Genomic DNA, 10,769 nt, shown 5'->3' with positions numbered 1-10,769 from the left:
CTTTCCTCGGGGCGTGCGGTGAGCCTCCTCGTCGCTTTGCTCCTGCGGGGTCTCACCTACCCGCTTCATCCCGAAGGAGTCTTCGCGCCTTCCACTACAATCAACAGGGTTAAAAATCAACATTCAGCTTTAACACAGCCTCAAAAATAAAACCTGCCGAAGCGGCAGGTATCTTCCATACATTCTTATTCACCTTTTGTCTGAATAACCTGGGCATGTTCGCCAGATTTATCCTGCATCTTCTTGCCTTTATTCCCGCTGAATCCGCGTGGCTGTGTACCAAGGTGGCTTGGAACGTGGTGCTTGCTGTCCCTTTTTGGATTGCTCATTTGATTTCCCCTCCTCTATTTTAAGTTTTGCCTAAAATAGAGGAATCATTTATGGTAATGTATGAAATTACTCTGCTTTTCCCAACCGTTTTTGTTCCAGGCGGGCCTCGATTTTCTCTAGTGCATCACGATCATTCAAAAGCTGTCGTTTATTTTCCATCACAAGCTCTTCAAAAGAACGCTTTCTTGGTTTCCTCATGTCGTTCACCATCCTTTAACATCATTCTAACAGTTATTATGTCCGGAAACGGTTGCAATTATTACAACTTTTTGAAAATTTAATCGTATTTTATTCATACCCATCTTTTTCGTGATTTTACAAAGTAATATTTACCATTAAACAAAAATAAGCTCCGTTACAGGAACTTACTTGAGGAATTCTTTCAATTGTCCATATGTCATCGAGCCGATATGTTTATTAATAATGATCCCTTTTTCATCAATCATATATGTTGTAGGAATTGAGATGATGGAGTACTGTGTTTGAACTTCCTGTTTTTTATCGAGCAGAATTGGGAAACTAAGGTTTTTTTCCTTAACGAAACCTGCGACATCATTTTCAGGATCAAGATTCACGGAAAGGATCTCAAATTCTCCAGAGTATTTATTATAAAGCTTCTCCATTGCCGGCATTTCCGCTTTGCAAGGCGGGCACCAGGTTGCCCAGAAATTCAGAAGAACCTTCTTGCCTCGATAATCCTCCAGTTTCACCTTGGCTCCGTTAAGGCTTGTCAGAGTGAAAGATGGAGCAAGAACTCCCTCTGTCAGTCCTGAATTATTGGCTGCTACAGCCGTCTGTTCTGCTTCACTTTCTTTTGAAAACTGCTGGAAAATCATGAATAAGATCAGCCCAGCAAGTATCCCGGCACCAATCGCTTTTTTAACCATGGGTTGCCTCCTTTTGGCAGTGCTGTAACACGTTGTTTAACCAAATTATATCTATATATTGAAAGTAGTAATGTTGATAATTTCGAGGATTTTGTGAAAGTTTTTAAAAAAGAAGCCGGGGAAATGAATTCACCCGGCTGAAATATTCCCCATATTAATTTTGAAATAAACGTGGAAGCTCTTCGCTATAATTTCCTCGGAGGACTCCCTTTTCAGTAACTATAGCTGTAATTAAATGATGCGGTGTAACATCAAAGGCCGGATTGAATACTTTCACTCCCTCGGGAGCTGTTGACTTGCCGAATCCTGCCGTAATCTCTTCGGCTGCCCGTTCCTCAATTGGAATGTCTTCGCCGGTTTTGGTTTCAAGGTCAATCGTGGATAACGGTGCTGCAACATAGAAAGGAATATTATGTGCTTTTGCCAGCAGCGCAACTCCGTATGTGCCAATCTTATTTGCGACATCACCATTAGCTGCTACTCGGTCACAGCCCACGATAACAGCCTGGACCATCCCTTTTTGCATAACCATTGCAGCCATGCTGTCTGTAATTAGCGTTACATCGATTCCTGCCTGCATCAATTCCCAAGCTGTAAGGCGTGCCCCCTGAAGTAAAGGACGGGTTTCATCAGCAAAAACTTTGATGTCCATCCCTCTCTCCTTCGCAAGATAAATGGGAGCGAGAGCTGTGCCGTAGCGCGCAGTGGCAATTCCTCCAGCGTTGCAGTGGGTTAAGACACTCATACCGTCCTGGAATAATGCCAAACCATTTTCACCGATTGAGCTGCATACATTTTCATCTTCCTGCCTGATTAAGTGAGCTTCTTCAGCTAACAAATTTTTAATTTCAGCTACTGGCTTATCGGATTCCTTTTGAGCTCGGGAATCCATTCTTTTAAGAGCCCAAAAAAGATTTACGGCAGTCGGCCTTGAGCCAGCCAGATAATCGGCCTGCTTTTTAAAGTAATCATAAAATTCTTTATAACTATCTTGGGGAGCATTCTTGATCCCAAGCACCAGCCCATAGGCTGCGGCAATTCCGATTGCAGGCGCCCCTCTAACCTTAAGCTGCTTTATAGCATCCCAAACGTCTTCAATTTCTGTTATTTCCAGAAATTCTGTTACTTGTGGGAGTTTTGTCTGATCAAGTATATAAAGTTTTTCACCGTCAAATCTAACTGATTGCAAATATGTTTCTTCCATGCTGATCCCCCTTCATGCCATAAAGACAAACTAAAACTAAATTCATTTTAACAATTAAACAACATTGCGCAAACAAAAAACAAATTGAATTCAAAAAATAATGCGAAAAATGTCTGCCGGTAAATTATCTAAATAGTTCAACAATATGTTATTTTAAAGAAAAGCACTTAGAAATCTGTTAAGAAAATTAATTTAGGGGGAAGACATGAAAATACTTGTAATCGGAGGCAGCCGTTTTCTGGGGAAGGCATTTGTCGAGGAGGCACAAAGTAAAGGCCATGAAATTACCGTCTTTAATCGTGGCAATAATAATCACCTGCTAAAAGATGTTGAAGTACTTGTTGGGGACAGAAATGATGATTTGGAAAATTTCAAGGGTCATAGATGGGATGCAGTGCTGGACACCTCTGGACTGATTCCACGGTCTGTTCGCAATTTGACTGCAATTTTAAAGGAACAAGCAGATTTCTATGCGTTTGTTTCAAGTATATCCGTTTATGAAGATTGGATTGAAAAAGGCATCACGGAAGATTACCCTGTACAGACTATGTCAGTTCAAGCAGCAGATGAACTGACAAAAGATCCAGCTTCCCCTATGATGCAATATTATGGCCAGTTTAAGACATTATGTGAATTTGAAGCGGAAAGAAACATGCCTGGAAAGGTATTGAATATACGTGCAGGCCAGCTTGTCGGTGCAAATGACTATACCGATCGCCTCCCTTACTGGGTTGATAGAGTTGCTTCCGGCGGGGTCATTCTGGCTCCAGGGGATCCAGAAACTTCTTTTGTTCAATTAATTGATGTGAAAGACCTTGCAGCCTGGATTTTAAGGATGATGGAACGAAAGCATACAGGGACTTATAACGCTACTGGACATTCTGTTTTGCTGCGGGATGTTTTGGATGAGTGCCGTAAAGTTATTGGCAGCGAGGCGGAATTCATTTGGGCACATGAAAGCTTTTTACTTGAACATGATGTTTCCCCCTGGGTACAGATGCCGCTTTGGCTGCCGGTTAATACACCATTAGGTCCTGAACATACAGAGCCATGGAGAGGCGCCTTCCATATTAATATAGAAAAGGCGTTAAATGATGGCCTTGTGTTTAGGCCGCTCAGGGAAACGATCGCAGAAGTCCATAATTGGCTGAAAGAACAGCCAATCCCTCCAGAGTCATGGAAGGCGGGTATCACCCGTGAAAGGGAACGATTCCTATTGGAGGCATTGGCGAGAAAACAATAAAAAACAGCACTCGTGTGCTGTTTTTTATTGTTTCCCTGTCATATAAACTGGCGGTACTCTAAGCCAGCCTTTCTCCTGCATCAGACTTTTGTAAGTCAATGAAAAAGTGATCTTCATCATCTGATATTTAGTAAATAAATATCCCACATCAGAGCGGACTGATTCGGTGATTCCGCGCGCAGCTGAGGTAATCCCTACGACTAGATTATACGCAATCAGGTTTGCGATTTCCTCATCATTCATTCCAGCACCTTCCGGCAATCCCTTATAGTCCCCAACGAGTTTTTCAGCACCCATGTCGGGAAGCGGGATTCCTTCGTCCTTAAAAAATTGGGTTAACTCATTGATCATCGGTCTGTGGATATTTTCAATTATATCAGCGATCTTTTCCCGTAAGTCGGGGTCCTGGGCTAAATTATATGCGTGCTGGTCATAGCGCAGTGTTTGTTCTGTACCATGAAGGTAAAACCACAGATTCATGACCTCACCTACATGCAAAGGCTTTTTTTCTCCGTCCATAAATGGTCCGAATGCATCCTTCATCACTTCAAAAAAATTCAAAGAGGGCACCTCCCTTTTCTGTTGCAGTGCAATTATTTTTGGGAAGATGGTGCCAATTTATGCATTTCTACTCCCATATGCCCTCCAGTCTTTTTATGGTGTTTCTAAAGTAAGTCAATTACTGCTGATATCTTCCATCAAATTCAGCTTATCCTTTATTAATTCGATAAAATGCCTCGCAGGGCTAGATAGGTAATGCTGCTTAAGCCAGATTAGGCCGACCGAAGATTTAAGCACAGAATCCTTAATTTCCCTTGCATAAAGGCCTGTATGCGGAAACGATTGAAAAACAGATTTTGGTACAATTGTTGAGCCAATACCTGAAGAAACAAGCTCCAACAGCACCTTCATGTCTGAGCATTCACACACTACATTGAGAGGAAGCTGCTGCTTGCTAAAGGCTTCGTGAATGATATTATAGCTCCCAAGCCCTTCTGTACTCGGAAGAATCAATGGATAGGTACTGATTTCTTCGATTGTAATATCATCTTCTCCCTGTTTTCGGCAGACAAAAATAAAAGGCTCATTATATAAATGCAGATAGCTGACATCCCTGCTGGTGAGCGGCAGTCTGATCAGTGCAAGCTCGATAATCCGATTTTTAATGAGTTCTGCCAGGTAGGCTGAATCATTCTGGACAATACGAAGATAAACCAATGGGAAGGAGGAATGGAAGTGATCAATCCAATAAGGGAATTCCGGTACTGATAACGTGTTGATGCCAATAGACAGATTCCCCTTCTTCCCTTCCTCTGTCTCCTGCAGTTCATTTTTTACTTCCTCAATTGAATGGACAATGTTCAGGGCATGTCGATAAAGAACCTGTCCTTTGTCTGTCAATTCCAATTTTTTTCCCTGGCGTTCGACAAGCATAACACCAAGATCCTCTTCCATTTGCTTTAGCTGCAGGCTTAAAGGTGGCTGGGACATATGAAGTTTATTTGCTGCTGCAGTAATATTTTTTTCTTCCGCAATTGCAATGAAATAACGTAGCTGTCTAATATCCATTTTTACCTCACTATTTGAAAAAAGTATGATTTGTATATTTATTATATATTTTAAATATGGATCTAGTCTATGATACGATAATTTCATTGTTTGTATAAAACGTGAAAAATTTATCTTATATATAGAGAGAGGAGTATAAAATGGATAAATTCTTTCAACTAAAAGCACATGGGACAACGATAGGGAGAGAATTTTCTGCTGGATTAATATCCTATATTACGGTTGTCTATATCATTATCGTAAATGCGACAATTCTTTCGGCTGCCGGCATACCGCTGGAGGCTGGAATCATTGCAACAATTCTTACTGTATTTGCAGGCTGTCTGCTGATGGGTGTATGGAGCAATACCCCTATCCTGGTAATTCCAGGAATGGGCCTTAACGCCATGTTCACTTATACCATTGTCCAATCAGGTGGTTTTACCTGGCAGGAAGCATTAGCAATGGTATTTGTATCAGGGATTCTTTTCATGATCCTGGCGTTTACTCCGCTGGCAAAAACCATTACTGCATCGATTCCAGATTCTTTAAAAGAAGCCATTACTGTAGGGATAGGGATTCTCTTGATCCTTATTGGATTTGATAATAGCGGCATTATCAGGAGCTCAGATCATACTTTGCTTGCAATTGGTGATCTAAGCACTTCGACCGCACTTATCACCTTAGTCGGCTTGATTGTCACAGTAATCCTTTTTATACGGAATGTACCTGGAAACTTGCTGTTAAGCATCGTCTTCACCTCTGTTTTATCAATAATATTCGGGGACTTTAAAAATGACGGAATGAACTGGAGCCTGCCTTCTTTCACAGAATACGGGAATGTCTTCTCGCAATTATCTTTTGCCCAGGCAGGCAACTTTGTGTTCTGGCTGACAGCATTCTCACTCGCAATGGTTGTTATCTTTGAAAATATCGGCTTGATTCACGCCCATACAAAAATGCTGAATGCACCGCAAAAATATAAAAAATCTTTGCAGGCAAATGCCATTTCAGTAGCTACTGCAGGAATTTTCGGCACTAGCCCAACTGTTTCCTCTGTAGAAAGTGCTGCCGGCATTGCTGCAGGAGGAAGAACTGGATTGACGAGCATCATTACCGGGCTTTTGTTCCTTGCATCTATTGTGTTAATCCCAGTGATCAAAATGGTGCCAGAAAGTGCTGTTTCACCAGTCTTAATATTGATTGGAGTTTTGATGCTCCAGAATATTACCCATATCAAGCTTGATGATTTACTAGAGAGCTTCCCTGCTCTCTTGATCATTGTGCTGATTCCGCTGACCTACAGTATCGCAGATGGGATGGCGATTGGCTTTATCCTCTACCCGCTAATGAAGCTGTTAATGGGGAAAGGCAAAGAAATCCAGCCAGCGCTTTATATGATTGCATTGCTGTTCCTGGGTAATTTCATACTTCAATATGCATTGTAAAAAACAAAACCGCCTGGTTTCAGGCGGTTTTAATTTGCTCTTTTTAAGACGAAAGTTGAAGCTTCTTTATTGATGTCAGGAAGCACTTCTGCAGCCTCTTGAATTAAGTGAATCTGTGCGGACAGGGCCTGGCTGACAGTTCCCATGCCGTGCATCTTCAAGGACCTTTCCAGGACAATCATAGGTTCAAGGCCGTTTGCATAGTATAGGCTCTCCCCTGCGCAAGGATAATATGACTCAAGCGGTTTAGCGTTTGAGATAACATGATACTGAGCTTCCCCTTGCTGCGAATAACCTGCCAGAATGGCTTCAAAGGTTCTTCCGCTTGCTTCGCAGGAGAATTGCCCATTGTTGAAGGATGACTGGATGGTTTCAGCAATTTCTTTCAGACAGAAATCTTGCTTAACCAGTGTTTCGGCGGCAACAGCAGCCATGCTGGAATATTCTTCGTCACCAGAAAAAGCAATAAAGGCGGTTTGCGGGATAACTTCTTTTATTCTGATATGATTCTCCAACATTTGCTGATTTCCGATATCTGCGACAATTGAAATAAAATCTTCCCTGGCTACGACTGAGATTAAGCTCATAAAGTTCACTCCTTCACATCCATCTAACTTAAACATAACTCTTTTTCTGAAAATTTCAATAGGAGAAGATGTCGATTAACAGGAAGTTTTAGGGGTGTTTGTCGTTTATCTGCTCAAATGTTGAGTTTTACTGTTAAAAAGTACAAAACAGGCATACAAAAATGCTAAAAAATCGAGAAAAAAAGTGATCTGGCAACATATCACCGAGAGGAAGGAATATATTACGAGTTTAAATGCGATTTATCACCGGTATTTTTGGATATTTCACCAGTAAGTTTGGTTTTTTCACCAGTAAGTCTGTATATTTCACCAGTAAGTTCGGATATTTCACCAGTAAGTTTGGTTTTTTCACCGGTAGTTTTGGATATTTCACCAGTAAGTTTGGATATTTCACCAGTAAGTCTGTATATTTCACCAGTAAGTCTGGATATTTCACCAGTAAGTTCGGATTTTTCACCAGTAAGTCTGGATATTTCACCAGTAAGTTTGGTTTTTTCACCATTAAGTTCGGATTTTTCACCAGTAAGTCTGGATATTTCACCAGTAAGTCTGGTTATTTCACCAGTAAGTCTATATACCACCACTAACTGGATACCTAGCCCCCCAATCCATCTAATCTAGTAACTTTACTAATAAAAAACCCCCTGATCAAAGCGATCAGGGGGCTTTACTAAATTATGCTTTTAATTTATCACGAAGTACCATTTGAAGGATACCGCCATGACGGTAGTAATCAATTTCTACTTCAGAATCGAAACGTACAAGAGCTTCGAAAGTCTTCTTGTTTCCATCTTCGTCAGTAGCTGTTACTGTGATAATGTCGCGTGGACGTACATTTTCATCGATTTGAACATCGAATGTCTCTTTACCTGTCAGGCCAAGAGTTTCAGCGTTTTCGCCCTGCTTGAATTGAAGTGGCAATACACCCATCAATACGAGGTTAGAACGGTGGATACGCTCGAAGCTTTCAGCGATAACAGTTTTGATGCCTAATAGGTTAGTGCCTTTCGCAGCCCAGTCACGGGATGATCCCATTCCGTAATCTTTGCCTGCGATAACCATTAATCCTGTTCCATTTGCTTTGTAATTCATGCAAGCATCGAAAATGGACATGACTTCGCCTGTTGGCCAGTAAGTTGTGAAGCCGCCTTCTGTGCCTGGAGCGATCTGGTTGCGTATACGGATGTTAGCGAAAGTTCCGCGCATCATGACTTCATGGTTACCACGACGTGAGCCGTAAGAGTTGAAATCACGTGGTTCAACGCCTTTTTCACGCAGGTATTTACCAGCTGGTGTATCTTTTCCGATCGCACCTGCAGGAGAAATATGGTCAGTTGTAACAGAATCACCGAACTTACCTACAACACGAAGGCTATTCAATGGAGTTACTTCTCCAGCTTCAGGAGTCAATCCTTCAAAGAATGGAGGGTTTGCGATATATGTTGAATCCTCATCAAACGTGTAAAGAGCATCGCTGTTTGTTTGGATTGCATTCCACTTTTCATTGTCGCTGAATACAGTTTCATATTCTCTGCGGAACAATTCAGGAGTTACTACTTTGTGAACAACTTCATTCACTTCAGCAGTTGATGGCCAGATATCCTTGAAGAAGACATCGTTTCCATCCTTATCCTTGCCGATAGGGTCATTTTGAAGATCAACATCCACTGTTCCAGCAAGTGCATAAGCCACGACTAATGGCGGTGAAGCCAGGTAGTTTGCTTTTACAAGCGGGTGGATACGTCCTTCAAAGTTACGGTTACCGGAAAGAACTGAAGTTACCAGCAGGTCGCTGTCAGCTACAGCTTTTTCGATTTCAGGCTTTAATGGGCCTGAGTTACCGATACATGTAGTACAGCCATAACCAACAAGGTTGAATCCTAATGATTCAAGATATGGAAGCAAGCCTGAATCGCGAAGGTATCCAGTTACTACCTTAGATCCTGGTGCCAAAGAAGTTTTAACGAACTTAGGAACTTCCATTCCAAGCTCAACAGCTTTCTTTGCAACAAGACCAGCGCCTACAAGAACATAAGGGTTAGAAGTGTTTGTACAGCTAGTAATCGCAGCGATTGCGATCGCACCTGTCTTCATTGTTGTAGTGTCGCCGTTGTTGAACTCTACTACTGCTTCTTTGCTGATTTCTTTTTTGCTCAAGCCGAATCCCTGGTTTCCAACAGGAGCTGTCAATGCATCCTGGAAGGATTTCTGCATGTTTGAAAGCGGGATTAAATCCTGCGGGCGCTTAGGTCCAGACAGGTTAGCTTCGATTTCAGAAAGATTGATTTCAACTACGTCTGTGTAAACTGGCTCAAGTGATGGATCAAAGAAAAGTCCGTTTTCTTTGCAGTAAGCTTCAACGACTTTAATGTGATCTTCCGGACGACCAGTCAAACGCATATAATCAAGTGCTTCACCATCTACTGGGAAGAATCCGCAAGTTGCGCCGTATTCTGGTGCCATGTTGGCAACAGTAGCACGATCAGCAAGAGGAAGTGATGTAACGCCAGGTCCGAAGAATTCAACGAATTTGCCTACAACACCCTTGCTGCGAAGGACTTGAGTCACTTTTAATGCAAGGTCAGTAGCAGTTGAACCGTTTGGCATATCGCCTACTAGTTTAACACCTACTACTTCTGGTACTGGGAAGTAAGATGGCTGGCCAAGCATTCCAGCTTCAGCCTCGATACCGCCTACACCCCATCCAAGTACGCCGATACCATTGATCATAGTAGTATGGGAGTCAGTACCAACCAATGAATCCGGGAAAGTTTCGAATTCCCCATCTCCAGTCTCTACAGCATGGACAACGCTTGCAAGATATTCAAGGTTTACCTGGTGTACGATACCTGTTGCAGGCGGTACAGCACGGTAGTTATCAAATGATTTTTGTGCCCAGCTTAAGAACTGGTAACGCTCAGCATTACGTTCGAATTCAAGATCCATGTTCACATTAAGTGCATCTGGAGTACCGTACTTATCAACCTGAACTGAGTGGTCGATTACAAGGTCAACAGGTTTTTCCGGATTGATCTTGTCTGGGTCTCCGCCCATGTCTGCCATTGCTTTTCTTAATGAAGCAAGGTCAACGACTGCAGGAACACCTGTGAAGTCCTGGAGAATGACACGTGAAGGTTTGAATGGAACATCCACTTCCTTAACTTCGCTAGTTCCCCATTTTGCTAGATTTTCAACATGCTCTTTAGTGATTACAAAGCCATCATGCTGGCGCAATACTGATTCAAGCAAAACCTTTACGGAGTAAGGCAATTTTGATACATTGCCGATTCCTGCTTTTTCAAGTGCGTCCAGGCTATAGTAATGATAGCGTTTCCCGTCAACTTCAAATGAACTGCGGGCGTTAAAAACATCCTGGTTTGACATATGTTTACCCCCTTCTTTTACGTAAACATCATAAACTAATTAATAGTAATTGTCGAAAAGTTTGAATCTTCTTCGTCATCCTAACTTTTCTCACAATTTTAATATTAATATAACCTTCGACATAAGTAAATAACAAGA

The 10,769-nt window shown here is 41.9% G+C and carries 11 protein-coding genes; 2 read left to right on the top strand and 9 right to left on the bottom strand.

Features of this window, described 5'->3' with window-relative positions:
• Positions 1-185 precede the first annotated feature (185 nt).
• The 4 genes from AC3EBE_RS18620 to mtnA all read right to left on the bottom strand — a co-directional run bounded on the left by AC3EBE_RS18620 (position 186) and on the right by mtnA (position 2,421).
• Complete coding sequence (locus tag AC3EBE_RS18620) at positions 186-329, bottom strand: acid-soluble spore protein N (protein ID WP_488596529.1); 144 nt, start codon at positions 327-329, stop codon at positions 186-188.
• 67 nt (positions 330-396) lie between these two features.
• Positions 397-528: an FbpB family small basic protein gene (locus tag AC3EBE_RS18615; protein WP_488596528.1), complete on the bottom strand. Its 132-nt coding sequence runs from the start codon at positions 526-528 to the stop codon at positions 397-399.
• Positions 529-695: 167 nt separating this feature from the next.
• On the bottom strand, positions 696-1,217 hold the full coding sequence (locus AC3EBE_RS18610; RefSeq protein ID WP_488596527.1) for a redoxin domain-containing protein: 522 nt from the start codon (positions 1,215-1,217) through the stop codon (positions 696-698).
• Positions 1,218-1,371: 154 nt separating this feature from the next.
• Complete coding sequence (mtnA, locus tag AC3EBE_RS18605; protein WP_488596526.1) at positions 1,372-2,421, bottom strand: S-methyl-5-thioribose-1-phosphate isomerase; 1,050 nt, start codon at positions 2,419-2,421, stop codon at positions 1,372-1,374.
• Between the two features lie 205 nt (positions 2,422-2,626).
• On the opposite strand from mtnA, the gene AC3EBE_RS18600 reads away from it, so the two are divergent.
• Positions 2,627-3,664: an NAD-dependent epimerase/dehydratase family protein gene (locus AC3EBE_RS18600; RefSeq protein ID WP_488596525.1), complete on the top strand. Its 1,038-nt coding sequence runs from the start codon at positions 2,627-2,629 to the stop codon at positions 3,662-3,664.
• 24 nt (positions 3,665-3,688) lie between these two features.
• Here the strand turns inward: AC3EBE_RS18600 and AC3EBE_RS18595 are convergent, their stop codons facing one another.
• Positions 3,689-4,225 (bottom strand): DUF3231 family protein, encoded by a 537-nt coding sequence (locus AC3EBE_RS18595; protein WP_488596524.1) that lies wholly within the window; start codon positions 4,223-4,225, stop codon positions 3,689-3,691.
• A 114-nt stretch (positions 4,226-4,339) separates the two neighbouring features.
• Positions 4,340-5,233, bottom strand: a complete 894-nt coding sequence (locus AC3EBE_RS18590; RefSeq protein ID WP_488596523.1) for a LysR family transcriptional regulator — start codon at positions 5,231-5,233, stop codon at positions 4,340-4,342.
• A 140-nt stretch (positions 5,234-5,373) separates the two neighbouring features.
• On the opposite strand from AC3EBE_RS18590, the gene AC3EBE_RS18585 reads away from it, so the two are divergent.
• Positions 5,374-6,660 carry an NCS2 family permease gene (locus AC3EBE_RS18585; protein WP_488596522.1) on the top strand — a complete coding sequence of 429 codons (1,287 nt, stop codon included), beginning with the start codon at positions 5,374-5,376 and terminating at the stop codon, positions 6,658-6,660.
• Positions 6,661-6,689: 29 nt separating this feature from the next.
• Here the strand turns inward: AC3EBE_RS18585 and AC3EBE_RS18580 are convergent, their stop codons facing one another.
• The 3 genes from AC3EBE_RS18580 to acnA form a co-directional block, all read right to left on the bottom strand.
• Positions 6,690-7,247 (bottom strand): hypothetical protein, encoded by a 558-nt coding sequence (locus AC3EBE_RS18580; protein ID WP_488596521.1) that lies wholly within the window; start codon positions 7,245-7,247, stop codon positions 6,690-6,692.
• A gap of 221 nt (positions 7,248-7,468) precedes the next feature.
• Entirely contained in the window at positions 7,469-7,831 is a 363-nt protein-coding gene (locus AC3EBE_RS18575) for a hypothetical protein (protein ID WP_488596520.1), read from the bottom strand.
• A gap of 91 nt (positions 7,832-7,922) precedes the next feature.
• A complete protein-coding gene (acnA, locus tag AC3EBE_RS18570; RefSeq protein WP_488596519.1) occupies positions 7,923-10,631 on the bottom strand; it encodes an aconitate hydratase AcnA in 2,709 nt (902 codons plus the stop codon).
• Between the last annotated feature and the right edge of the window lie 138 nt (positions 10,632-10,769).

It is taken from the genome of Mesobacillus sp. (assembly GCF_057785455.1).
The sequence above is the reverse complement of the archived record's forward strand: the minus strand, read 5'-3'. Positions and strand labels throughout refer to the sequence as shown.